Genomic DNA, 24,940 nt, shown 5'->3' on the forward strand with positions numbered 1-24,940 from the left:
CGCTGTGCCCACCGGTCGCGTAGAGCGGCTGTTGCGATTTGGCGGCATGGCCTCGGGGATTGCAGGCAATGTCGCGGCGGGCGGGTTGCGCGCGCTGGCGCAGGGCAGACGACCCGAGATGGCGCAGCTTTTGCTTACACCTGCCAATACACTTCGGCTTACGCAGGAGTTGTCGCATTTGCGGGGCGCTGCGCTGAAACTGGGGCAGATGCTGTCGATGGACCCCGGGCTGGTGCTGCCCGATGAACTGACGGCGATCCTTGGACGGATGCGCGATGACGCGCGCCACATGCCACCCAAACAACTGCAAAGCGTGCTGAATGCCGAATGGGGGCCGGGCTGGTACGGTCGATTTGCCCGGTGCGATGTGCGCCCCTTTGCGGCGGCCTCCATCGGCCAGGTGCATCACGCGGTTCTGCCGGATGGCCGCGAACTGGCCATAAAGGTGCAGTATCCCGGTGTGCGCGCTAGCATCGACAGCGATGTCGACAGCATCGCCGCGCTCTTGCGGCTGCCGGGGTTGCTGCCGCGCGGGATGGACATCACCCCCTTGCTGACCGAGGCTAAACGCCAGCTGCATACCGAGGCCGACTATCAAGCCGAAGCGCGGCATCTGGCACGTTTTGGTGCCCTTTTGGCCGGGTCCGACATGTTTGTGCTGCCCGAATTACATGCGGATCTCTGCACTCCGCAGGTTCTCGCCATGCGCTATCTGGCAAGCGCACCGTTGGAGAGCGTCATCGACGCCTCCCAATCAGTGCGTGACCGGGTTGCGACGGCGCTGATCGACCTCGTCTTGCGCGAATTGTTTGCCTTTGGCGCCATGCAGACCGATCCGAACCTCGCCAACTACCGATATGACATGGAAGCAGGCCGCATCGTGCTGCTGGATTTTGGCGCCGTGCAACTGATCGCCCCCGCGCTCGCTGCCGATTTCCAAAATCTCGCGCGGGTGGCACTGAATGGCGGGACGGATGAAACGCGAGAAGCGCTGCTGCGTGTGGGATACTTCGCCACCGACACTGCCCAGCATCACCAGGCCTTGATCCAGTCCATGTTTGATCTTGCCATGACGTCCTTTCGCCATGATACCCCCTTCGACTTTGCCCGCAGCGACCTGCTGCAACGCTTGCGCGACATGGGCATGGCCATCGGCAATGATCGTGAACTCAGCCATGTGCCACCACCCGCAACGCTGTTCCTGCACCGCAAGATCGGCGGTATGTATCTGATGGCTGCGAAACTACGCGCCCGCATCGCCTTGCGACCCATGCTTGAGGAATATGAAGGGCTGCGTTGAAAGCCCCTTGGCGCGCGACACAGCCACGTTGATGCGGTTGAGCGAGAACAGGAACTTGATCCCGCAGGACGTCTCTTCGGCCGAGGACGCGGTCATGGACACAAGGCAGACAGGTGCTTCTCCCGTCTTGCGGGCGTGTTGCACTCACATTCGCGCTTGTGTGACCAATCGCAGACGAATGTTCTCTGCCATACCACCGACCGGATGATCGACGCTTGCCAGCACCGCCATCGTGGTGACGCCAGCCGCCTCCAGCTTTTCCACCTGAGTACGGCTGATATTGGCCACGTTGAACAGGCTGTCCTCAACCTGCCAGACGCTTTCGCAACGTTCCGCACAACGGCAAAAGCTGCAGTCGGCACAGGGGACGGGACGCGTTGGCCCCGGGTCGGCAACGAAGCCCTCAAGGCGCGCCCGGGCCGCCCGCGCGTAATAGGCGTAATCGGCTAGCCGGAGTGTTGCACGCTCGCCTGTGCCAAGCTCGACATGGGTGAATTCCGGGGCAACGCCCTGAACCTCGGTAAGCAGGTCAGAATAGAGAACCAGTTGCAGCACATGCTTTGGACGGGGGCGCCGCTTCAACGTTGTGTCGGCGGCTTCGTATCTGAAGTGTCCGAGTGTCGAGGGTCGATCCATCCACATCAGAAAATCTGATCAACCCAAGCCACATCCAGACGCGACCAAAACCTCCATGAAAACCCTCTTTTGGCCATCCCCGGGCGGTTTCTTGTCCGGTGCCTTGGCGCTTCCGTTTGAAAATTTCCGGAATCCAAAAGGGGTGAAAATCCAAATTTTTCCGGGGGATAAACCTGGCATCGTCTGGGTGCCGGCCACCCCCCGCCCCCGAAAAAGCCTATACCGGGTGCAGGTCAACGGGACCGGGCAGCGCCCAGCGCGCAACATGCCCCCTCCCCTTGGCCTGACCTTTTCGCGTTTGGCCCCAGGCCAGACGACGGGACAGGTATGTCTAACAGAAACATGGTTCAAATTTTGAACCGCTTGCCACGAAAGGGAAAGAACATGGCAACGATTGAAACGATTTTGGCCGCAGGCCGCGCCGATTACCTTCTGGGCCGTAAGGCCGCTCTCCGGTCCATCATCTGGTTCGGGTTCGGCGCGCATGAGGTGCTGAGCAACGGCACCACCAAAGAACAAACCGCGTATTTCGATGATCTGGGCGCTATCTTGCGCGAAAGTGGCGCGGTCAAGTCGGAAGTGTCCACCAAGCGGAAACAGGCGAAACAGATTGGCGAGAAATTCGCCACGCTCTTCGGCAAAGAGCTGGCAACGTCCTATCGGACCGAGGCCGATTTTGTGCAGGCCTGTTTCGTGGCGGCGCAAGCGGCGGGTGCCTCTTCCGTCAACCGGCTTGTCGATTGGGCCGTGAACGGCGATCCTGACGCAACCGACAAGGCCAAGGCCGCGAAAGAGGCCGAACGCATGGCTGAAAAGGATGCCGCGCGGGCTGAGTCGCTGGCGGCGATCAACAACGCGCCGGTTGTTCAAATGGGCTTTGATGAAGTCCCTGAGCCGGTTCAAAATTTGAACCCGGTCATGGATCAGGATCAGGAGCCGCGCGCCATTGATTTTGTCGCGATTGCCCAGTCCCTGAATGATGAGCAGTTGGCAGAGATGGCGCAAGCGATTGCAGCCGAGATGGCCGCGCGCAAGGCCGCGCAGGCCGAAGTCAAGGCCGCATGATGGTGGCCTTGCCGCTGGCGACCATGCCCAGCGCCGGGGATGTGGAGCATATCCACATCCTCCGGCGGCAGCAGGATCTTGTGCGGCGGTTCACGTTGCCGGAACCGGCCAAGCCCGCGCGACCTCCTGAATTGCTCAAGCCCAGCCGGGTTATCACTACGCGTAAGTATGAGCGGTGGACCCACAAACTGAAGGGATTCAAAGTATGATCACGCTCCAGACCCGCAACCATGCGGCCGACCCATGGCGCAATGTCCAATCCTTCGCACAGGTCACACCGACCATGTGTGAGCGTGTCCTACGCTCCAAGCTGGAGGCCCGGCTGGTGGATCTCGCAAAAGGCGAGATCCTGGCCCAGTCCCTGCCCACGCTTGGGGTTCCGGTCACAGACGAGAACATCGAGGACGCAGTGCGGCTGTTCGGCTGATGGTGAAACTGCCTCCAATTCGAGCCTCGCCCCGATCCCGATCCTGGAGCTGATCCGGGTTCGGGTTCGTCGGCTGTTTTCCCCTTTCCCTTTCCAGTTGGCGAACCCGAACCGGCTTCCGGTTCGGGTCTTAGGGGGTATTCTGACTTACGAGGTTCAAAATTTGAACCCTCACACGGTCCTGGATCGGGATCGGGATCGGGATCGGGATCGGGATCGGGATCGGGATCGGAAAACTGTGGTGATTTTGGGCACAGTCGATGGTTTCCGGAAACTGTTACATATTGTGGTTTGGAGTACGAGGGACGCTATATATGCTAAATGGTTCTTTTTGGTATTAAAAACGGCGTCTATATGTTGTGGTCATTTTTTAGTTGACAACAAAAGTCGAGGGTTTTGTGTCAACTGCTCTAGTGTCCATGAGAACGGAATGAGAACAAATGTGAACAAATCATGCTTTCCTGAAACGAGTTAGTTTAACGTTAAACTATGCTGCGGTGCAGAATCGGGCTCGAGAGCGCCGTTTTTGGCCAGAAGTGGGGCGCCGGGCGGGTGATTTCTGGAAATAGGAGTCTTTGTAGACCCTTGAAAACAATACGTTTTCTCTAGAAGCGACCTGTTCATTTACTTTTACTTTATTTTTCTAGACTTTCTCTTTTCTAGAAATAATAAATATTTAATATAAAGAATTAGGTTAGTTTGAACAGGCCGGTTTTCGGCGCTATGTCGATCTTAGGCGAAGTTATGCCTCGGTCAACCCTCTTCATAAAATAAATCGCCTGCGGCCAGCACCACACTGCTGGTCGACCCCGATCTCAAACCCGGCCCTGAGCCTCAACCGGCATCCGCGCTGCTACCCGAACCCAAAACCTCGGCCCTAAATCGCTCAGCGCATCCCTGACGGCCAACTAGGGCCTGACCCCACCATTTTTTCTGCCAAAAAGCCAACTTGCACCCGCAGAGGCCCCCTGAGGGGCTGTACGCCATTTCCGGAAGTCAGCTCTTAACAACTGACAGTCAATTCCGCATCAACTGCGGAAAGGAGCCGAATCATGCCTACGAGTGCCGCCATCTGCCTTGCCGCCGTCATCTACGGTTCGGGCCCGCAAATCATGATGCAAGACCGCGACCGAGCCTACTGGGTCCAGTTTCAGGACGAAAGCCCCCTTCTGCCCAAGGTCAGCATGCTCTACTTCGACCCGTAGGTACGCAGTGAGGGCGGTGATCCCATTAACAAACGGGAAGATCTCTCCCGAGTGGAACTCAACCATCAGACGGCCGAGCCCGCCCAGGCAGAGGTCGTGTACCTCTGATGAAGAAGGAAACCCTAGCAAAACGGATCGCCCAGAAGGCCGGTTGTCCGGAACTGGGGCCCTATATCCTCGGTCTCACCGAGAAAGAAACCTTACCGACCCACTGCCTTCCTTGGCAAGGCATGCGTGAAGGCTTGGTAATCCGACCCCGCATGGTGCGTGTGGGGTTTGAGCTGCGGATGCGGACATCCGCCCAAGTTTCCCGCATCCGCTTTCAAGGGCAAAAGCACCAGGTAAACCGACTGATAAAAATCCTGCGGGACGACCCGCAGGAAAAGTTCCGGATGCGAAAGATCTGCCCCACGCCCTTCTGTGTGAACCCACTCCACTGGGAGATGGTGGTCACGACCACTGTCCTCACACAAGAAGAACCAACAATGGATTTGGATGAATGGACATCTCAGGACGTCGAAGAAATGCTCGAGATCCTGTTCACCGAGCACAACCCAAAAAACTGGGACGAGGTCATCAACGCACCTCTCATGCATGGCGCGCCACCGGCGTTGATCGTTCCGATACTGAAACGGTGGCATAAAAACCATCTTTGCCCGAATTGACCCTGGCGGTTATATGGGTTCACCCTGTCAAGCCCACACCTCGCGCCTCTGTTCCAGGACCCGTGCATCAAATGAATTCGGCCCCTCAGCTCGCCGCTGACGGGCAACTCGCCCCTCATGCCGTGAGGGCGCACGAGACGCATGACGAGACTCTGCGGGCCCTCTGAGCTGCTCTGCGGAATCTCTTGAAACGATATCATCTTCCACATGCGATGCGGCAGCAACCCCGTCGACGATACCGCAGCACCGTAACGCTGACCGATGCAGGCAGGGCGGTCGACACCGCACAACTGAGGTCGATCAGTGGGTTAAAATTCATCGGAATTGGTGATGAGTTCTCTGCATGCACAACGCCAAATGGCATGATCACGCCGAAGACGGGAGCAATGGCCGAAACGGCGATACGGTCGCATGCTGTTCGAGGCCGAGGCGGTGACCCTGACCGGCATCCCTCACCGCATCCCTGACAGCACATCACCGATTACCGCGCCGCCGAGTTTAAAAACCTCGCGCACGGTTCAATGAAAATTACCGCCACGCCATCAATAAGGCTGATCATGAACGCATTATATAAAACCCCGTCGCGCATCACTTCGGTTTTCTCAATCGACCGGAATTCGCTCCCTACGAAACCCGAACCGGCTCGGCTCCAGACACCCCCGTAAAATGACCGAGACGCCCGCAACACACTTAAAATCAACACAGTAATGGAACAACATATGCGACATGAAGTACACGTCATCCTCGGCCGCGCCGCGGTCGAGGCCTTCCGGGAGGGCGAAGCCTCCCTCTTGGTCCTCTCCCATCTCGGGGCGGTCAGAACCTTTCGCTTTGCGACGATCCAGGAGGTGAACGCCTTCACCGACGGGGTCGAAACCGCCGCCGGGTTCGACGATGCCCTGCCTGTTGAGGATCTGAAGCCATGAACAATCCCCTGGAGAACTATTTCGACATCATCTGTGGCGATCTCCCACGCGACAAGTTGGTGAGTGTCATTCTTCCTGATGACCAGTTGGAACTCCTTGCCGTAATGATGGACGTTGAGATGGACCCGATGCGTGTCACATTCGACAGGAACAAGGGCGATGCTGTGTTACATGCCGCCGGCCAGAAATGGCATATGCTTTCTGCCGCACAACTGCGTACCTTGGCAGGCTTGTCGGAACGCGCCCAAGCCATCTGGGAAAGGTGGCATAACGGTGAAGACCATCTATACAAATGGTTAGCCATGGGCGACAGCGGCATAGATATGCGCCGCAGGCGGCCATAGCGCCCAGCGAACAGCAGGGATCAGTCTGCGGGGTACAGGCCCCGCAGGTAACCGCGCTTCGCAAACAATTTCACCTAGACGATGCCTCAGCAGCCAGCGCCTCTCGTGAGGTTACAGCGGACCACCGGGCGCGAAGGCATCCGCCTGAACGCTTCCGCAGGCACCTCGGAGGCTCGCACCGGTATCGGACCTTCGTAGCAAGCTGTTCCCGTAAGCACCGCTTTATGGAAACCTCACCGACAAGACCTGCTTTGAGCAGACCATGCTCGGCAGTGGAAAACAGAATAATCAAGGCGAAGGGCCGCTTAGAAAACCCCTGGAACCAGTTCAGATTAACCGAACCGCCTCAATCTCAGTGATGTAGCAAGTTGGTGAGAAAGCAACCGACTAGCTCCGTCATACAGCCCGAATGCCGGACAACGCACGCTTGTAGCTTTCGGCAAGAACTTTGTGGTCAATAGAATAGACCAGAAAATTGCACGGGCGTTTTCGCCAGCGTTCAACCTCACCAGCGTTGGCAATGTAAGCCCCGGTGACGATTCCATGGTGGCCCGCAACCTCAAGGATCTGGCCCGTGGCCTGAAGCACTTCGTCGGCGGCAAACTGTCCGGGCAGGCCAAACGAGGTCGCCAGATCCGCCAGACCGGGCATCACTGCGTCAACCTTGGCGGCGGTCAGCAGATTATCGAGCCCTGCAAGCACTTCCTTGTCTTCGATCTGAACGACAACCAGAGCCTCGCTGTTGGCCTCGGCCACGACCCGGGTAAACGTTTGCAACCCGAAGCCAGAGGCCCGTGTTCCGGTGCAGGTTCCGCGGGTGCCGATTGGCGCGTAACGTGCGGCGCGTACCGCTTCCAGCCCCGCAGCATGATCCATACCGAAATGCGGTATCACCACCCCTTCCGCACCGATATCGAGCGACCGAGAGACTTCGTCACCCGAAGGCCCGCGCGTCCGCACAAGCATCGAGATTCCGACGGCTTGTGCTGCGCGGGCATGTTCGGTGATTTCGGACCAACTGTTCGCGCTGTGCTCCCGGTCGACGATCACGAAATCGAACCCCGCCTCACCGGCAATTTCTGTCGATGAAGGATCTTTGCTGAACACAAATGTCCCGTAGACAGGTTTCCCTGACTTGAACCTTGACTTGAGCCGGAACTGCATGATGCGCGCCTCCCTTTTCTTTACAATGACGCAAACCACGCATAAAGCAATCGAGTTTAATCGCATATACGATGGTTTACATTGAGTATGCGATATTTTCTGGCAGCTCAGAATTTCCAGTGCATAGTCGCAATGAAACCGCGCCCGCAGAAAGCTTCCGATGCAGTTTTCCTTCCCACCGACCCAACTTCCAGAAACAGCTTCCGAACTTCGCCATGCCGTGCGGGAATTCCTTGACCGTGAGCGGCGCGCTGGAACCTGGACAACCGCCGAATGCTCGGGCTGGATGGCGTTCAACAAGGCCTTTTCACTGCGCTGCGGCGCCGCGGGCTTCATCGGCATGACCTGGCCTGCCCGGTATGGCGGGCAGGAGCGCTCTGCGCTGGAGCGCTACGTCGTGATGGAGGAAATGCTGGCCGCAGGTGCGCCAATGGGGGCGCATTGGATCTCCGACCGACAAAGTGGCCCGCAGATACTCAAACATGGTGACGAGACACTTAAAGCGGCGATCATACCAGCCATATGCCGCGGGGAAGTGGCATTCGCTATCGGCATGAGCGAGCCTGACGCCGGCTCCGATCTGGCGGCGATCCGGTCGAGGGCGCATGCGGTCGAAAGCGGCTGGAGGCTGAACGGTCGCAAGATCTGGACAACAAACGGAAGTATTGCCGACTACATGATCGGTCTTTTCCGCACCGAAAATGCAGAGCCGGGAAAACGGCATCACGGGATGACCCAGTTCGTTGTGAAACTGACATCCGCGGGAATTACCCGCCGTCCGATTGCCGATATGCCGGGACGTGACGAATTTGCGGAGATCACGCTTGATGATGTGTTCGTGCCGGACAACCACGTGCTGGGCGCTCCGGGTGGCGGCTGGAACCTGGTAACGGCGGAACTTGCGAATGAACGCAGCGGCCCGGATCGTTTTCTGAGCGTTTTCCCCTTGTTGCAAGAAGTTGTCCGGGTTCTGGCCCGCGATCCCGGGCGCTTCCCGCCTTCTGAACTGGGTCGAATCGTGACACGGTTGTCGGTGCTGCGCGAGATGTCGGTGTCGATTGCCGGACAGATTGCCAGGGGTGAAACGCCGGCACTGAACGCCGCCATTTCCAAGGATATCGGCAACGCACTTGAGCGCGAAATTCCCGAGGTCTTGCGTCGCTACGGGGTGGTAGTGCCTGTATCGGGCGGGGCGGAGGCGGATTCGTTGCTGCGCGATGTCATCCTGTCGGCGCCATCTTTCACATTGAGGGGCGGAACACCGGAGATCTTGCGCGGGATCATTGCCAAGGGATTGGGGCTCAGCAAATGACGAATTCTCCGTTTGCCGAAGTTGCCGAACGCCTTTTTGTCGATCTTGCGGCACGTCCCGGTGTCGCTGGTCTCCTGGCCGACTGGTCGGCGATCGACGCGACCGAATTGGACCGGCTTTTGCTACCGGAAGATGATGGCGGCGCCGGGGACGCCTTCGAAGATGCCTGCGCCATCATGGCAGTATTTGGCCGTCGGGGACCGAATGTGCCATTGCTTGAAACGATGGTGGCCAACTGGCTTCTGGCGCATTCCGGCCTTCCAGTCGAGCGCGGCCCGAAAGCGTTGCTGGTTGCATCGGACATCGGGCCGATCCGGCTTGAAGGCGACCATTTCATGCTGCCCTCAGAACCGGTGGCGGTGACGTGGATGCCGATGACAACGACCGCCGTTGTCCTAGCCGAAGATGAAACGGGCGCCCTGCAAGTGGCAATGGTTGCGCGCCCGCAGGACGGGGCCGACGGCCAGACCCTTGCCGACGAGCCTGCTCGGTGGCTTTCAGGCAGGGCCCTGCGACTTTCTGGCCCTGCGCAGCCCTTGCAACAGCCACGCGCCCTTGCCCTTGCCCTGCCCGTACTGCTGCAGGCTTCCGCGATGACCGGCGCTATCGAGGCCGCCATTGCCATGACACTTGACCATGCAAACCTTCGCAAGCAATTCGGTCGCCCGATTGCCGCGTTTCAGGCCGTACAGCACATGGCGGCGCGCATGGCCTGCGCCGGCGCCGTCGCCGCGGCTTCGGTGGAGCAGGCGAAAAATTCTCTGCTCACACCTCAGGCTCTGTGGTTTGCGGCGGTGTCGAAATCCGCAACCAGCGAAGCGGCAGGGACTGTCGCCGCCGATGCACACCAGATCCATGGGGCAATCGGTTTCACACGCGAATACAATCTTCACAGGCACACGCGCCGACTTTGGGCATGGCGAGAGCGTTACGGCAATGAGGAATATTGGAATTCACACTTGGGCGGGGCGCTCTTAAAGTCGGCGGACACTTCGTTGTGGCGAGGTGTTTGCGAAGGTTTGTCGATTTGAGGTCCCAAGAGTAACTCGATGGTGGAAAACAAGGTAAAATCAGCGCAGCGGGCCCTTCAGGTGCTGGAGTATTTCGACGAGATCCAGCGCGATGCCAGTGTGATGGACATCTCTCGCGCGCTCTCGATGCCGCAGTCGTCCACCACGGAGCTGCTCAGAACCCTCGTGGACATGGGGTATCTGTCCTACAAGGTCGAGGGTCGCCGGTACATGCCCACGCACCGCGTCGCGCTGCTGGGTTCATGGATCCAGACCCAGTTGCTCAGCGGCGGCCGCCTGGTCAGGATGATGGAAGAGCTGGGCGAGACCACGCATGAAACCGTGATTCTCGGTGAATATTCGGGGCTTTCGGTCCGCTATATCTATGTCGTTCAGTCGCGAATGGCCATGCGCCTCCATGTCGGTCCCGGCACGGTTCGACCGCTGGCCCGCAGCGGGATAGGCCAGCTTTTCCTGTCGTCTTTTCCGGAAGAGCTGGTGAAAACATTGCTTAAGCGGATCAATTCCGAACGCGCCGACGACGAGCCGGTGATCGAGTATGCCAAACTTGAAACCGATCTTCGGGATATCCGGGAGAAGGGGTATCATCTTTTCACCAAGGGCGTGAATCCCGGTGCCGGGATCGTGGCAATGATGCTGCCCGAGACCGACGATACACTGCCGCTGGCTATCGGGATCGGTGGCTTGGCCGAAAACATCGTGCGCAATGGCCCCGCCTTGGTGAATGCGATGCGCAGCGCAATCCGGCGACACCTGACCTGACACCGGGATCGGGTGAGGACAATGCAAACAGGAGCCCCATTATGACGCAGGAAAAAGTCGTCTTCGAACGCAGTGGCCGGGTTGCCTTGGTCACGCTCAACCAAGCCGAGAGCCGCAATCCGCTCGATGATGAGACAGTGGAAGTCTTTGTCGATATTCTTCAGGCGATCAACCGCGACCCCGGAATATCGTGCATGATCCTGACAGGCGCCGGCGCTGCCTTTTCGGCGGGTGGCAATGTCAAGGACATGCGCGACCGCAAGGGCCTTTTTGCCGGAACCCCGGCCCAGATGCGACAGAGCTACATTCACGGCATTCAGCGTATTCCGCTCGCCATGTGGGGGCTGGAAGTGCCGTCAATCGCTGCGGTCAACGGCCCTGCGGTGGGGGCGGGCTGTGATCTGGCGATGATGTGTGACATGCGGATTGCGTCGCACGCGGCGTCTTTCGCGGAAAGCTTTCTGCGTGTCGGGCTGATTTCGGGTGATGGCGGGGCATGGTATCTTCCGCGTGTCGTCGGCGTGGCGCGCGCGTATCAGATGGCCTTTACCGGTGATCCGGTCAGCGCTGAAACCGCAGAACGCTGGGGATGCGTGGCCGAGGTGGTCGCAGAGGATGAATTGCTGCCACGCGCCCATGAGCTGGCCGCCAAGATCGCATCACAACCGCCGCAGGCCCTGCGGATGATGAAGCGGCTGATCCGCGAAGGACTTGTCAGCACATTGCCGCAGAATCTGGAGCTTGCCGCCGCAATGCAACCGCTGGCGCAACACGCTGAAGACCATGCCGAGGCGATTGCGGCGATGTTTGAAAAACGCGAATCCGACTTCAAGGGGCGCTGAGCGCACGCTCAGGTGCATCGCACCGAATACCGGGTTCGGCTTTTGACCGGCATTAACCGATTCCGTTTTTCCGGAAGACGGGCGTTTTGTTTTGTGCCCGGATACCAGATCAAATTTCCCGAGATATTGTAAAATATAACAGTCACTTAGGGAACATTTGCCCAGGGTTGGCAAATTCACATCCGCCGATTACATCACATATACGATTAATAGAATCGCACTGGCGTTATTTCTGGCTGGAATCGGAAACAGATGTTCTACTGCAAGACATGCGACGACTCCGTGAGTCGGCGTTGCCCGAAGTAACCGGGCGGGGGGAGACCAGAATGGAAGATGGACGTCATGCAAAGCGGCCAAGCGAGGCTGCGGTTCCTGGATCTGGGGCCGACGCATTGACGGCGTTCGCAATGCCCTTCGTCTGGCAAGGTGCCGCGACGCGGGTCTTGCAAGGTGAAGACCAGCTGCGCTTGCTTGGCGATCAATGTCAGTCCTTGGGAATGAAGCGGATCCTGTTCCTCTCCAGTCCCAGTGTGGCTGCCAGCAAGGCCGGGTCGGCTGTGAGGGATTTCCTCGGTGAACGGTTCGCTGCGCGGCTTGCGTCGATACCTCCGCATTCGGGCGAAGAGATTGTGGCGAATGGCGTCCAACTGGCGCGCGAGGCTGCGATTGACGGTGTGGTCGCACTTGGCGGGGGCAGCGTATCGGATACCGCAAAGGCAATCCTGATCGTTCTGGCCGAAGGTGGCGATATCGCCGATCATGCCAACATCTTTTTTCCGCCAGACCGCTATGACCAGAAAATCCTGGCCAAGCCCAAACTACCGCTTCTGGTCATTCCCACCACCGCCTCTGCCGCGGAAGTCACGCCCGGGTTGGGAATACGTGCGCGTGATGGCCACAAGCTGGTTTTCTGGGACGTCAATGTGGTGCCGCGGATCATCATCCTGGACCCTGAAGCCTATCGCGAGACCCCGGCAGGGGTGCTTACGTCAACCGGGATGAACGCTTTCGCGCATTGTGTCGAGGGGCTTTACTCCCGTGTTCGCAATCCGGTGTCGTCGGCACTTGCATTGCACGCGGCGCGCGGGCTTTCCCACGCCTTGCCTGCGATGATCGCCGAACCAGCCGTGGACAGATATCGAATGGCAGTGATGGCCGGCGCGCATCTTTCCGGCCATGTCATCGCTAATGCCAGGGTCGGTCTGCATCACGCCATCTGCCATGGGCTCGGCAGCCATGGCGGGCTCGGGCATGGTGAGGCAAACGCGATCATGTTGCCGCACGTCATGCGCTACAATGCAAGCGTTGCCGGCCCCGAACTGGCGCTTCTGGCCGAGTCGATGGGGGCCGATGTGCGCGGCAAACCAGAAGCGCAAAGCGCCCTTGCAGCAATTGACCTTGTGGTCGACCTGCAAAATCGGATCGGCGTTGCGACGCGGTTGCGCGACCTGGGGTTTGATCGCAACAAGATTGGCGCGATAGCGCGCATGACACTGTCCGACCGCGGCGCCTATTTCAATCCGCGCCCCGCCCCGCCTGCAGACGATATCGCCGCCATTATCGAGGCCGCATGGTGAAGGACGCCCGCATCACCCAGGCTTCGAGGCCGGAAGACCAGGTGGATCTGGCAGCGCGCGTCAGCGCACGGCATGTCCGCACGATTTCGCGCTGCATCTCACGGATCGAAAATGGTGATCCGTCTGTGCAACCCTTGCTCAATGTCATGAGCGCCCGCTCGGGGAACGCGCTGGTCGTTGGCGTCACCGGGGTTCCCGGCTCTGGCAAAAGCACGCTGGTTCCGGCCCTTGCGCGCGCATGGGCCAGCAGGGGCGTGCCGGTTGCCATTCTTGCGGTTGATCCATCAAGCCCTCTGACGGGTGGCGCAATCCTCGGTGACCGCATCCGTGACACCGCTCTCGGTGAAACCGATATCTTCTTTCGCAGCCTTGGCAGCCGGGGCAGCAACAGCGGCCTCGCCCGTGCCCTTTTTGACGTGGTCGAGCTGCTCGACGGGGCCGGCTATAAATTAATCCTGATCGAAACGGTTGGCACCGGCCAGTCCGAAATATCCGTCACGAAGCTGGCGCATACCACGCTTCTGCTGACCGCGCCCGGGCTTGGTGACGAGATTCAGGCGATGAAATCGGGTATCCTGGAAGTTGCCGACATGGTCATCGTTAACAAGGCCGATGCCGATCCGACGGGCGCAACGGCCACTGCCCTGACGCTGCGCCTGTCACTGGCCGAAGCTACCCGCGCGCATGGCTTGAAAGAGGGTGTCAACACCGACTCCGATGGCGTTCAGACGGCATGGCACCCACCCGTGCGCAAGATTTCCGCATTGGGCGGTGAGGGCGTTCACGAGCTTGTCGATCTGATCAGCCAACACCGCGGGTTTCTGGAAGCCAGTCGGAAACTGCTGGCCTGGAGAGGGCAAAGAAGAATCGAGCGGTTTGAAGAAGGAATGCGCGACGCATTGTTCAGGGTTTTCGCCGAACGCAATGGCGACATCCTCGACACGATCCGCGGCGCAGTTGCGGAGGGTTCCCTGTCACCACTTCGAGCGGCAGAGGAGGCCGCCCGCGCTGGAATAAGGGAGCAGAATTCAGAAGTCTCAACGGGAGGACGTCATGAAACTCAAAACGGTACTCGCACTTAGCACCAGCCTTGTTGCGGTTGTCGCGGCACAAGCGGCCATCGCACAGGATATCACCATGCGGGTGGCGGATGTCTATCCGACCACGCATCCCGTACCCAACAGCACGATCCGTGTGTTCATGGAGGAAATGGAACGCCGGGTCGGCGATCAGATCGGCTTTGAATACTATCCGGCGCAGCAACTTGGCTCAGGTGCCGATCTGTTGTCCCTGACGCAGCAGGGTGTGGTGGATATCGGCCTTGTCGTGCCGTCCTATGTTTCGGACATCCTGCCGCTTTCGGCGGTGTCGGAACTGCCGGGTGCCTATGGTTCGTCATGCCAAGGTACGCTGGCCATGTACGATCTGATGACCGGGGACGGCATCCTTGCGCGCGAAGAATTCGGAGCGAATGATGTGCGTGTCCTTATCGTGCATACATTTGCGCCGTTCCAGGCCTTTTCCACCCGGCCCTTTGAAAACCTGGCAAGCTATGAAGGCCAGAAGCTGCGCACGCTGGGGCTTGTGACCGATCTGACGATCGAAAGCATGAGGGCGATTCCGATCCGTATTTCCGCCCCCGAGATCAATGAAGCCATGTCGCGCGGCACGATTGATGGCGGCCTGCTGGGTGTAGCAACGGTGCTTTCCTATGACCTGGTTCCCTATATCCGTTCGGGCACCTACGGCGAAAGTTTTGGTGGCGCGGTCGTGACCTATATGATCAGCAACAGCAACTGGGATAGTCTGTCGCCTGAAGTTCAGGAGGCCATGACCGAGGCCGGACGAATAGCAACCCAGAACGGGTGCGAAGCCGCCGATGCAGCCGTGGACACCCAGTATGAAACCTTGCGCGAGGCAGGTGTCCAGATCGTCGAGCTGACCGGAGATGATGCAGCCACATTTGCTGCAAGCACTGGCCAGATTGGCGAGACATGGGCGCAATCCCTCAACGAGCGTGGGCGCCCCGGCACCGAGGTTCTGGAAGCCTTCCGCGCGGCACTTGCAGACTGATGCAACCTCCATCGACAGTTCAGGAGAGAAAGATGAAAAATCCGATTCTCAAGACGACGCTGATTGCATCCATAGGCCTTGGCGCAACGCAGGCCGTTCTGGCGCAGGAAACGCTTCGCTTCGCTGACTCGCTTCCGGCGACACACCTGTTCACGCGCGAGGTTGCGTTGCCCTGGATGGAGGCCGTTATCGCAGCCACCAATGGCGAGGTCACATTCGAACACTACCCGGCACAGCAACTGGGCAGTGCTCGCGACATGCTGAGTCTTGCGCAGACCGGCGTTGCCGATATCGCTTTCGTGGTGCCGATCTATACGACTGATGCCTTGCCGATGTCGGGCATCTATGACCTGCCCGGCGGGCCCTTTACCTCGTGCGAAGGGGTAGAGGCGTTCCTGAATCTGGCGACTGGCGACGGCATTCTGGCGCGTGAGGAATATGTACCCAACGGCGTCAGGGTTCTCATGGCGGTGGTGCAGCCACCCTTCCAGGTTTTCACCGCCTCGCGCCCGATCGCTTCGATCCGTGACCTTGAGGGGCTGAAACTGCGCTCGGCGGGTGGCGCGCAAGATCTTACAGCCAGCGCTTTGGGTATCGTTCCGGTGATGATCACCGCACCGGAAACCGCCGAGGCCATCAGCCGCGGCACCATTGACGGCGCAATCCTGGCGTCGGTTTCGGTGGCGGCCTACGGCATGACCGACATGATTCGCTATGCCACCGACGGGGCGAACTTCGGCAGTGCCGCGCTCACGTGGTCGATCAGCGAAGAGCGCTTCCAGTCCTTCTTGCCGGAAGTGCAGGAGATCATGGTTCAAGCTGGGCGCGATGTCAGCATGTCAGCTTGCCGGACCATCGAGAACGATGTCGCCACAGCCGTCGAAACCTGGCGCGCCAACGGTGTGACTATTGTTCAGTTCCCCGACGACGAGCAGGCCGAAATGACTGCCATGTTCGATGAAATCGGCCGCCAGTGGGCGCAATCGCTGGATGATCGGGGGCGTCCGGGTTCAGAGGTTCTTGCCGCCTTCCACGCTGCGCTGGAAGCGGCCCAGTGACCAATAACGCTGATAATCCGGCGGGTCAGAACGGTTGGGGGCGGCTTCTTGCCGCTCTCAACCGCGCAATCAGCGCCCTGGAACGCGGCCTGATATCCGTCAGCGCGATCGCAGTGCTGGCCATGATGGTGATTCTGGTGTTCGATGTTGCCGGGCGATACATGTTCAGCCGTCCGCTGCCGTGGTCGTATGACTTCATCCGACTCTATCTGATGCCCATGGTGATCCTGCTGGCGCTGGCCGATACGTTTCGGCGCGACGGGCATATCGCGGTTGACCTTTTCTATCTTCAGTTCGGTGTTGTTGCGCGTCGGTTGGTGCGCCTTCTGGCGTCGATCATGATTGCCTCCTCGCTCGCACCGATTGCCTGGCTGGCCTATTTTCAGGCGGTTCGGCGATTCACCAACAATACCGTCATTTCCGGCAGCATACTCTGGCCCACCTGGATCCCCTACGCCCTGCTGGTGATGGGAACTGCGCTACTGATCCTTCGCGCACTTCAGGATGCCGTCTCGCTGGCCAGCGCGCTTGCGCTGCGGTCTGAGACTGTATCCGGCGAGTCCGATGGGCGCACCGAGAATCCGGATGAAGTCGAAGGGCATGCGATATGACCGTTTTCGTCGCAGTAACCCTGCTGTTCGTTCTACTGCTTCTGGGTATCCCGGTTGCCTTCGTGCTGCTTTCGGTGGGCATTGTGGGCCTCTACATGGTCGGCGGAACGACCCTTGCGATGGGTATTCTGAACACCGCGCCGCTTTCTGCGGTATCATCTTACGAACTGATCACGATCCCTATGTTCATCCTGATGGCCAACTTCATCGTCATCGCCGGGATCGCTGAAGATCTGTTCAAATCCGCGACGATATGGATGGGCCGGGTGCGCGGCGGTCTTGCGATCGGCACGGCCCTAGTCGGCGCGATTTTTGGTGCCGTTTGCGGCTCCAGCGCTGCCGCTGCCGCAACACTGTCGTCGGTGACATTGCCTGCGATGGACAAGCGCGGTTATGAAAAATCATTCTCCAGCGGCGTCGTGGCGATTTCAGGAACGTTGGCGATGCTGATCCCGCCTTCGATCCTGGTGCTGATCTATGCCATCATCGCTGAAGCCAGCATCGGCAAACTGCTGGTTGCCACGATCCTGCCTTCGCTGGTAGTTGCTCTGACGATCGTTCTGACCGTCATGTTTCTGGTCTGGCGCGATCCCAGCCTTGCACCCAAGGGCGAGGCCACGACCTGGAAAGCGAAGCTTGTTTCACTCAAGATCGCCGGGCCGATGGTCGGACTGATCGTGACGGTGATGGGCCTTATCTACCTTGGCGTGGCCACACCGACCGAGGCTTCGGGCCTTGGTGCGGCCGGTGCGCTACTGGTGGCGCTCATGTTCGGGCGCATGACCTGGGTGACCTTCTGGTCGGCGCTGGTTCGGACCGCTTCGACCAGCGTGATGATCCTGGCCATCATCCTTGGTGCGAAGATATTCGGCTATTTCATCACCGTGACTCAGATGACCCAGTTGCTGATCGGTTTTGTCGGCGGTCTGAATGTTCAACCGTGGGTGATCCTGGCGATAGTCATTCTTGTCTATCTGATCCTCGGCGCGTTCATGGACTCGTTGGCGATCATCATCCTGACCGTGCCGATCATTCTGCCGATGATGGTGTCGCTTGGTTACGATCCGATCTTTTTTGGCGTCATCATGATTATCGTCGTCGAGATCGGCCTCGTCACGCCACCCTTCGGAATCATCTCGTTCATTGTCGCCAAAACCGCCAACCGACCGATCGGAACGGTATTCCGGGGTGTTTGGCCGCATGTGGCGACGCACCTCATCGCAATCCTGATCCTTTGTCTGTTCCCGCAGATCATCCTGTGGCTTCCCTCGCACATGTAGGGGGAACGGCCTTATCGGAGTTGACTGAAATGACTGCCAAACCTGAAACCCGCACCACCGAAGCCGCCAATCCGCGCGAGGAATGGGAAGTCCGACATGCGACCGCCCTCGCTGATTTGCGCAAGCCGAAGTTTGAAACCTCCAGCGGAATTCCGATCAAGGCGGTCTATGCGCCGCATGATCTGGAACAACTGGGCTGGAGCTACGACATGGATGTCGGTTACCCCGGCGAAGAGCCGTGGACCCGCGGCTTCACCCCTGGCGGCTATCGCAAACGCCTGTGGGAGATTGAAATGTACGCAGGCTTCGGTTCGGCGGAAGACGCGAACAAGCGCTACCGTTATCTGCTTGAGAACGGATCGACAGGTGGCGTTTCGATCGCGCTCGATCTGCCGACACAGATAGGGTTGGACCCCGACCACCCGCTTGCCGCCGATGAGATCGGCCAGATCGGCGTGTCGCTGATGTCTCTCGACGATATCGAGATCATGTTCGACGGTATCCCGCTGGACAAGGCCGGGCATGTATTCACAACCGGCAACTGCATCGGTCCGCTGGCTGCGGCGTGGTTCCTTGCCCTCGCCAAAGAGCGCAAGACCGACCCTGGGTGTTTCACTCTTCAGGTGCAGAATGATCCGATCAAGGAATACATCGCGCGCGGAACCCAGTTCCTGCCCATCGAGGCCTCGGTGAAACTGGCGACCGACATGCTTCAATATGTCGTCGAAAATGTGCCCGAGTGGCTACCGATCAGTATTTCCGGCTCTCATATGAAGCAGGCGGGCGGCTCTACCGTTCAAGAGGCTGCCTTCACCATCTGCAACGGGATCGCCTATGTCGAGACCTGCCTGGCGAAGGGCATGAAGATCGACGATTTCGGTGACCGCATCGAATTGCACTTCTGCACCGAAATGGACTTCTTTGAAGAAGTTTCGAAGTATCGCGCCGTTCGCAAGGTCTGGACAAAGCTTGTCCGCGAACGCTTTGGGGGGACCACGCGCAAGGCGCAAATGTTCCGGCTTCATGCCGCAACATCGGGCCGACCGCTGACGGCACAGCAGACCCTCAACAACATTTCGCGCATCACCTTGCAGGCGTTGGCGCAGATAGTCGGTGGGTGCGAGCAGACGCGCACGGCCTCGTTCGATGAGGCGCTCGGTATTCCGACCGAAATGGCGGCGCGGACGTCGATCAGGATCAATCAGATCATCGGCCATGAGACAGGCATTCCCGATACGGTCGATCCCCTTGGCGGCTCTTATTACGTCGAAGCGTTGACCAAGGAATTCGAGACTCGGATCTGGGAAATCATCGCCGAGGTTGACGGAATGGGCGGGGCACTGGCGGCGACCAAGGCAAGCTGGTTCCAGCGGCAACTGGCCATCGGGGCCTACCGTGAACAGTGCCGGGTGGAATCGGGTGAGCAAATCATCGTTGGCGTCAACGCCTTCAAATCCGACGATCCACCACCGGAGCAGACCTTCAAGGTCAACCCGAATGCCGGTGCCCATCAGCTTGCCAAGCTCAGGGCCCTGCGCGAGCGACGTGACAACACGAAATTGCATAAAACGCTCGAACGCCTCCGCGAGGATTGCAAGTCCGGCGCCAATGTCATGCCCGCGATGATCGAGGCGGTGCGCGCGCGCGCCACGGTCGGGGAGATCGGGCAGGTCTGGCGCGATGTCTTCGGCGAGTATCAGCCCCAGTCCGAGCGGTTCTGAAGGGATCAACCAATGCAAACAGCAACACAGACCAAACGCCCCCTCCGCGTCGTGATGACCAAGGTCGGCCTCGACGGACATGATCGCGGTGTCAAGGTGATTGCGCAGGCATTTCGCGATGCCGGGATGGAAGTGATCTACGCCGGGCTCCGGCGCACTCCGGACGAAATCGCCGACATCGTGCTTCAGGAAGACGCCGATATCCTGGGACTTTCAATCCTGTCTGGAGCCGTCGTGCCTCTGACACGCCGTGTATCTGAGGCACTGGAGAAACGGGAACTCGACGATGTTCTGCTGATCGTCGGCGGAATCGTTACACCAGACGCGCGCCAGGAACTGTCCGATATGGGTGTCAACGGTGTCTTTGGCCCCGGAGCCTCGCTTGCGGAAATAATCGCGTTCGCTCGCTCGAACGCACCAGAACGGAGCTACACATAACAATGCCTTTGAACGACGCATTTGTGACCGGCGTGGGTTTCCACCCCTTCGGGCGGTTCCCCGACAAGACCTTGAAGGAAATTGCGGGCCATGCCGCATTGGCCGCCCTCAATGATGCGGGTCTTGACCCTGATGGCATCGACGCTGTTTTCTGCTCGAACGCCTATGCCGGGCTGCTCAACGGGCAGGAATCGGTGCGGGGCGAGACATGGATGCGCACCCTAGGCATCGGCGGCATCCCCATCGTCAATATCGAGAATGCCTGTGCGGGGGGCGGAACGGCGGTCTATCTGGCGACGATGGCAGTGCGCAGCGGACAATTTCGCCGTGTTCTCGTGGTCGGTGCCGAGAAAATGTATAGCGGCGATACCGCACGCGCGATTGCCGCGCTTGCCACTTCATCGGATATCGAATTCACGCAGGGGATCGGCATGCAGTTCGCGGCAGTCGATGCTATTCGCGTGAAGAAAGTGATGCAGGAAGAGGGTGTCGGTGAAGAGGCGCTGAATTGGATCGCATCGAAAAGCCACAACAACGGCGCGCTCAATCCAAATGCACAATTCCAGATGCCGATGACCCCGCAGGAGGTGGGGGCATCGCGCATGATCGCCGATCCGGTACGGCTATACATGTGCAGTGCCATTTCCGATGGTGCGGCGGCATGCGTGATCGCGGCAGAGCCCGGCCAACGAAACGTCCGGATCGCCGGCAGTGCCCTGGCCTCGTCGCCTGTTCGTGCGCGGCAGGGCAATCGCTCTACCGCCAAGCGCGCCGCCGAGGCTTGTTATGCGCAGGCAGGCGTCGGCCCGGATGCCATCGACTTCGCCGAGGTCCATGACGCCGTCGCGCCGATCGAGCTGATCTATTACCGCGATCTGGGTTTTTGCGCTCCCGGCGAGGTGGCCCGTTTCGTGGATGAAGAGCGCCCCGCCCTTCGCGGCACGATGCCTTTCAACCCTTCGGGTGGCATCAATGCCCGCGGTCACCCTGTCGGCGCGACCGGCATTGCACAGATCTGCGAGTTGACGCTGCAGATTTCCGGTGACGCCGGCCAGCGCCAGTTGGAACGCGCGCGCCGCGGTATCGCGCTGAATGCAGGCGGCTGGATGGGCGAAGACCCGGCCATTAACGCGATCCATATTCTGGAGGCGGTTTGAACCGATTGATGCAATGACCGACACAAAAACCAATCCACATGTATTTGTATTGAAAGACGAATTACCAAACGGCCCCGGTTTGCGTGCTGCGCGCTGCGAGGCGTGCAACGGATATACCCAAGGCCGGGTACCGATCTGTGCGCACTGTTTTTCCCAGGACATCAAAGCTGTCGCCGCGGGCCAGTCTGCTGCGCTGATCGAGTTTTCGATTGCCCGGGTTTCGGCTGGTGGTTTCGATGCGCCCTATGCCATCGGCCAGATCTGCACAGATGAAGGCATGATCCTGTTCGCGCCACTGGTCGGTGATCCGCAAGCGTTCGACCCCGGCAAGCGGCTGCGCTATGTTCAGGTCGATCATCCGACAGGTGTGTCAGGGTTTGCATATGAACTGAACGAGCAAGGAGCGCAGTAATGAACGTGGCAGATCAGATCCGACGCGCCGTTGTGCGTTTCGGCAGTCGAACGGCTGCGATCTCTGGTAGCGAAACAAGAAGCTATCTCGAAATCGACGACCGTTCGAACCGACTGGCAAATGCCCTAAATGCTGCCGGCCTTGCCAAAGGGGCGCGTGTTGCCACATTGCTTGAGAATTCCATTCGCTGCGTCGAGGCAGACTTCGGGCTTGCGAAGGCCGGGCTGGTACGCGTGTCGCTCAATCCGATGTCGAACAGCCGTGATGTTATCTACATGCTCGAAGATTCCGGAGCGGAGGCGTTTATTTACGATGAGAAATATTCCGCCGTCATTTCCGAAGTTACGAACGCTGTCACGCGCCCGGTCCGCTGGATCATGGTGCAGGCGAAGGAGGGTTCGGGCGCTGCCCTGGCGCGACCTCAGCCCGACCGATATGAAGACATGCTTGCCGCAGCCAATCCCGCCCCGCATGTCTGCCCTTGCGATGGCGAGGATCTCTATTGCCTTTTCTACACCTCCGGCACGACCGGGCGCCCCAAGGGCGTGATGCTCAGTCACCGTGCGATCCTTCAGGTCGGTTTCAATCTGGTCATGGAAGTTGGCCCGCACGCGCCCGGTGAAAAAGTGCTTCTGATGCAACCGATGAGCCATGGTGCAGGGTTCTTCGTGCTGCCGTGGTTCATCAAGGGCGGCATTTCGGTGATCATGCCCCAGTTTGACGCCGAGGAAGCGCTCAGACTGGCACGTGATCTTGAAATCGAAACCATCAAGCTGGTCCCGACGATGATGCAGCGCATTCTCAACGGATCGAGCGAGATCACCGGCAAGGATCTACCGATGCTGCGCCAGATCATCTACGGTGCCAGCCCGATGCCCATTGAAGTGCTGCGAAACGGGATCAACCGGTTCGGGCCTGTGTTTGTCCAGATCTATGGCCAGAGCGAGGCCCCGGTGACCATCAGCATCCTGCCGATCGAGGATCACGAACTGGATGGCAAGGGCGCGGCGCGGCTAGCGTCTGCCGGTGCCGTCTGGCCAACGGTTCACCTGCGCATCGTTGACTCAAACAACGTTGAAGTCCCTGCCGGCACACCCGGAGAAGTGCTGGTTCGCGCGCCGCAAATGATGTCCGGTTACTGGAAGCGCCCGGACCTGACCGAAGCGACTCTTGTCGATGGCTGGCTGCATACCAAGGATCTGGGTCGAATGGACGAAAAGGGTTTCCTGTATCTTCTCGGACGACTTGACGAGATGATCATCTCTGGCGGCTACAACATCGCCCCCCGCGAGGTTGAAGACGTGCTCTATCAGCATCCAGCCGTCCGCGAAGCCGCCGTGGTTGGCGAGGCTGACGCGGAATGGGGCGCTGCGGTCGTGGCTTATGTCGTGCTGAACGGGACGGTTGAAGAAGCTGAAATCCGGGATTTCGTGAAGACCGAGATTGGCTTCAAACGGCCGAAGCGGGTGTATCGGGTGTCGGAATTGCCCAAGAATTCGAATGGCAAGATACAAAAATCCGCGCTCAAGCCCGAACTGGCACTGCCCTGGGAAGAAGCGGTCCAATGATCCGCGAGATTGCACGTCTTGTAACCGGCCTGAAGCTTGATGACCTCACGCCTATGGCGCGCGAACGCCTCGAGCTTTGCCTGCTGGCGAATCTCAGCGTGGGCGTCGCCGGGGTGCCATATTGCCGTCTGCCAGTGCCGATCTCGCCAGGCGGGCGCTATCCGCTACTTTCGGGTGGCGGAGCATCAGATGCCCGCGCCGCTGCCTTCTACAACGCAGCGGTGATGCACGCGCGCACCCAGGATGATTTCGACCCGATCGGCAATCTTCATGCCGGGACCGTCATCATCCCGGCGCTTATGGCCGTGGCCGAAGACACCGCGTTATCGGGCAAGCAGTTCCTTGAGGCCATCGCAGCAGGCTACATGGTTGCGATCGGTATCTCCCGCTTCCTGTCGCCCCGAACGACGCCGCGCGGCATCCGGTCCACGGGCTACTATGCCCCGTTCGGCGCAACTGCGGCGGTGGCAAGGGCACGGGGGCTCGACGCCACGCTGACCGGCCATGCACTGGCGCTAACAACAGTGTTCGCCGGTGGCACAACGCAAACCTGGCTGGATGGCAGCGACGAATGGCAGCTTCACGTCGCCAATGCCGCAGAAACCGGGATCAAGGCTGTCGAGCTCGCGCTGGCCGGAGTGCTGGGTGGCGAACACGCGCTGGATGGTCCTGCAGGCTTTCATGCCTCGCTGCTCAATGAACGCGTTTCCTTCGACATGATCGCCGCCGATTTTGACCCGTCGCGCGCCCTGGAGGAAAGCGTCATCAAGCGTTACCCGGTATCCGGAATATGCCAGTCTGTCGTTCTGGCCGCCGAGCGGGTCCGTGAACAGATCGTCGATCCTGCCGCGATTGCGCGGATCAAGGTTGAGATGAATGCCTTCGAGATGGGCTATCCCGGGACGCTGAACAAGGGCCCAGTCTTTCGCGCGTTCGGCGAGCGGCTGATGAGCGCGCCTTTCTGCGCCTCTGCTGTCATCGCGCGTGGCAGGTTGCAATTTCCTGATTTCCATGGCGCGACCGACCCCGTGCGCGACAGATTACTGCCGGTTGTCGACGTCGTCGCGGACAAGACCCGCCCGATGCTGTCAGCCAAGGTCATCGTCACCATGCAGAATGGCCGCATCCTGACAGGCGAAACCCGGGATTCGCGCGCCGAAGTGCGCCTTGACTGGCTCACTGTTGCCGATTGGGGGAAGGCCCTTTGGCAAGAGGGGGGACGCGAAGATAGCGCATTCAAGAGGTGCGCAGAAGCAGTACGCTCGCTTCACAAAGCGTCGCAGGTCGAGTTATTCCTAGAACAAGACGGGTTATTCCCAAAGGCCGAAAGAGTGCACCCGTGAAAAATCGCGGTAGTGTCCAGAAT

The 24,940-nt window shown here is 59.4% G+C and carries 25 protein-coding genes; 23 read left to right on the forward strand and 2 right to left on the reverse strand.

The window, feature by feature from the left end; translation table 11 throughout:
• Positions 1 to 4: 4 nt before the first annotated feature.
• Complete coding sequence (locus V7Q53_RS05980) at positions 5 to 1,300, forward strand: ABC1 kinase family protein (RefSeq protein ID WP_442954419.1); 1,296 nt, start codon at positions 5 to 7, stop codon at positions 1,298 to 1,300.
• A gap of 144 nt (positions 1,301 to 1,444) precedes the next feature.
• Here the strand turns inward: V7Q53_RS05980 and V7Q53_RS05985 are convergent, their stop codons facing one another.
• The gene (locus tag V7Q53_RS05985; RefSeq protein ID WP_333827547.1) at positions 1,445 to 1,882 is read right to left on the reverse strand and encodes a hypothetical protein; all 438 of its coding nucleotides are present in this window, start codon (positions 1,880 to 1,882) and stop codon (positions 1,445 to 1,447) included.
• Positions 1,883 to 2,320: 438 nt separating this feature from the next.
• Here V7Q53_RS05985 and V7Q53_RS05990 point away from each other — a divergent pair, with 438 nt between their 5' ends.
• From V7Q53_RS05990 to V7Q53_RS06015, 6 genes are all read left to right on the forward strand, one after another.
• Positions 2,321 to 3,001, forward strand: coding sequence for a hypothetical protein (locus V7Q53_RS05990; protein ID WP_333827548.1), 681 nt, complete (start codon positions 2,321 to 2,323; stop codon positions 2,999 to 3,001).
• A gap of 205 nt (positions 3,002 to 3,206) precedes the next feature.
• Positions 3,207 to 3,428 carry a hypothetical protein gene (locus V7Q53_RS05995; RefSeq protein ID WP_333827549.1) on the forward strand — a complete coding sequence of 74 codons (222 nt, stop codon included), beginning with the start codon at positions 3,207 to 3,209 and terminating at the stop codon, positions 3,426 to 3,428.
• Positions 3,429 to 4,480: 1,052 nt separating this feature from the next.
• On the forward strand, positions 4,481 to 4,633 hold the full coding sequence (locus V7Q53_RS06000; RefSeq protein WP_333827550.1) for a hypothetical protein: 153 nt from the start codon (positions 4,481 to 4,483) through the stop codon (positions 4,631 to 4,633).
• Positions 4,634 to 4,740: 107 nt separating this feature from the next.
• Positions 4,741 to 5,298, forward strand: a complete 558-nt coding sequence (locus V7Q53_RS06005; protein ID WP_333827551.1) for a hypothetical protein — start codon at positions 4,741 to 4,743, stop codon at positions 5,296 to 5,298.
• Positions 5,299 to 6,017: 719 nt separating this feature from the next.
• Positions 6,018 to 6,224, forward strand: coding sequence for a hypothetical protein (locus tag V7Q53_RS06010; protein WP_333827552.1), 207 nt, complete (start codon positions 6,018 to 6,020; stop codon positions 6,222 to 6,224).
• Positions 6,221 to 6,568, forward strand: a complete 348-nt coding sequence (locus V7Q53_RS06015; RefSeq protein ID WP_333827553.1) for a hypothetical protein — start codon at positions 6,221 to 6,223, stop codon at positions 6,566 to 6,568. Before V7Q53_RS06010 ends, V7Q53_RS06015 begins: the two co-directional genes overlap by 4 nt.
• A 396-nt stretch (positions 6,569 to 6,964) precedes the next feature.
• On the opposite strand, the gene V7Q53_RS06020 is transcribed toward V7Q53_RS06015, so the two are convergent.
• On the reverse strand, positions 6,965 to 7,732 hold the full coding sequence (locus tag V7Q53_RS06020; RefSeq protein ID WP_333827554.1) for an HpcH/HpaI aldolase family protein: 768 nt from the start codon (positions 7,730 to 7,732) through the stop codon (positions 6,965 to 6,967).
• 160 nt (positions 7,733 to 7,892) lie between these two features.
• On the opposite strand from V7Q53_RS06020, the gene V7Q53_RS06025 reads away from it, so the two are divergent.
• The 16 genes from V7Q53_RS06025 (at position 7,893) to V7Q53_RS06100 (ending at position 24,917) form a co-directional block, all read left to right on the forward strand.
• Complete coding sequence (locus V7Q53_RS06025; RefSeq protein ID WP_333827555.1) at positions 7,893 to 9,044, forward strand: acyl-CoA dehydrogenase family protein; 1,152 nt, start codon at positions 7,893 to 7,895, stop codon at positions 9,042 to 9,044.
• The gene (locus tag V7Q53_RS06030; protein ID WP_333827556.1) at positions 9,041 to 10,075 is read left to right on the forward strand and encodes an acyl-CoA dehydrogenase family protein; all 1,035 of its coding nucleotides are present in this window, start codon (positions 9,041 to 9,043) and stop codon (positions 10,073 to 10,075) included. Before V7Q53_RS06025 ends, V7Q53_RS06030 begins: the two co-directional genes overlap by 4 nt.
• Before the next feature lie 18 nt (positions 10,076 to 10,093).
• The gene (locus V7Q53_RS06035) at positions 10,094 to 10,837 is read left to right on the forward strand and encodes an IclR family transcriptional regulator (protein ID WP_333827557.1); all 744 of its coding nucleotides are present in this window, start codon (positions 10,094 to 10,096) and stop codon (positions 10,835 to 10,837) included.
• A gap of 41 nt (positions 10,838 to 10,878) precedes the next feature.
• A complete protein-coding gene (locus V7Q53_RS06040; RefSeq protein WP_333827558.1) occupies positions 10,879 to 11,679 on the forward strand; it encodes a crotonase/enoyl-CoA hydratase family protein in 801 nt (266 codons plus the stop codon).
• Between the two features lie 326 nt (positions 11,680 to 12,005).
• A complete protein-coding gene (locus V7Q53_RS06045) occupies positions 12,006 to 13,256 on the forward strand; it encodes an iron-containing alcohol dehydrogenase family protein (RefSeq protein WP_333827559.1) in 1,251 nt (416 codons plus the stop codon).
• Positions 13,250 to 14,338, forward strand: a complete 1,089-nt coding sequence (gene meaB, locus V7Q53_RS06050) for a methylmalonyl Co-A mutase-associated GTPase MeaB (RefSeq protein ID WP_333827560.1) — start codon at positions 13,250 to 13,252, stop codon at positions 14,336 to 14,338. The genes V7Q53_RS06045 and meaB overlap by 7 nt, the downstream gene beginning before the upstream one ends.
• Positions 14,310 to 15,329 carry a TRAP transporter substrate-binding protein gene (locus V7Q53_RS06055; protein WP_333827561.1) on the forward strand — a complete coding sequence of 340 codons (1,020 nt, stop codon included), beginning with the start codon at positions 14,310 to 14,312 and terminating at the stop codon, positions 15,327 to 15,329. The genes meaB and V7Q53_RS06055 overlap by 29 nt, the downstream gene beginning before the upstream one ends.
• Positions 15,330 to 15,361: 32 nt before the next feature.
• Complete coding sequence (locus V7Q53_RS06060) at positions 15,362 to 16,387, forward strand: TRAP transporter substrate-binding protein (protein WP_333827562.1); 1,026 nt, start codon at positions 15,362 to 15,364, stop codon at positions 16,385 to 16,387.
• A complete protein-coding gene (locus V7Q53_RS06065) occupies positions 16,384 to 16,998 on the forward strand; it encodes a TRAP transporter small permease (protein ID WP_333827563.1) in 615 nt (204 codons plus the stop codon). The genes V7Q53_RS06060 and V7Q53_RS06065 overlap by 4 nt, the downstream gene beginning before the upstream one ends.
• The gene (locus V7Q53_RS06070; protein WP_333827564.1) at positions 16,995 to 18,278 is read left to right on the forward strand and encodes a TRAP transporter large permease; all 1,284 of its coding nucleotides are present in this window, start codon (positions 16,995 to 16,997) and stop codon (positions 18,276 to 18,278) included. Before V7Q53_RS06065 ends, V7Q53_RS06070 begins: the two co-directional genes overlap by 4 nt.
• 29 nt (positions 18,279 to 18,307) lie before the next feature.
• Entirely contained in the window at positions 18,308 to 19,999 is a 1,692-nt protein-coding gene (locus V7Q53_RS06075; protein WP_333827565.1) for an acyl-CoA mutase large subunit family protein, read from the forward strand.
• Positions 20,000 to 20,011: 12 nt separating this feature from the next.
• Entirely contained in the window at positions 20,012 to 20,437 is a 426-nt protein-coding gene (locus tag V7Q53_RS06080) for a cobalamin B12-binding domain-containing protein (RefSeq protein ID WP_333827566.1), read from the forward strand.
• A 2-nt stretch (positions 20,438 to 20,439) separates the two neighbouring features.
• Positions 20,440 to 21,594, forward strand: coding sequence for a thiolase family protein (locus tag V7Q53_RS06085; protein ID WP_333827567.1), 1,155 nt, complete (start codon positions 20,440 to 20,442; stop codon positions 21,592 to 21,594).
• Between the two features lie 13 nt (positions 21,595 to 21,607).
• Positions 21,608 to 22,006: a Zn-ribbon domain-containing OB-fold protein gene (locus V7Q53_RS06090; protein WP_333827568.1), complete on the forward strand. Its 399-nt coding sequence runs from the start codon at positions 21,608 to 21,610 to the stop codon at positions 22,004 to 22,006.
• The gene (locus V7Q53_RS06095) at positions 22,006 to 23,574 is read left to right on the forward strand and encodes a class I adenylate-forming enzyme family protein (protein WP_333827569.1); all 1,569 of its coding nucleotides are present in this window, start codon (positions 22,006 to 22,008) and stop codon (positions 23,572 to 23,574) included. Before V7Q53_RS06090 ends, V7Q53_RS06095 begins: the two co-directional genes overlap by 1 nt.
• Positions 23,571 to 24,917, forward strand: a complete 1,347-nt coding sequence (locus V7Q53_RS06100; protein ID WP_333827570.1) for an MmgE/PrpD family protein — start codon at positions 23,571 to 23,573, stop codon at positions 24,915 to 24,917. Before V7Q53_RS06095 ends, V7Q53_RS06100 begins: the two co-directional genes overlap by 4 nt.
• Positions 24,918 to 24,940 lie beyond the last annotated feature (23 nt).

Source organism: Pararhodobacter sp. (assembly GCF_036802785.1).
Lineage (GTDB): Bacteria > Pseudomonadota > Alphaproteobacteria > Rhodobacterales > Rhodobacteraceae > Pararhodobacter.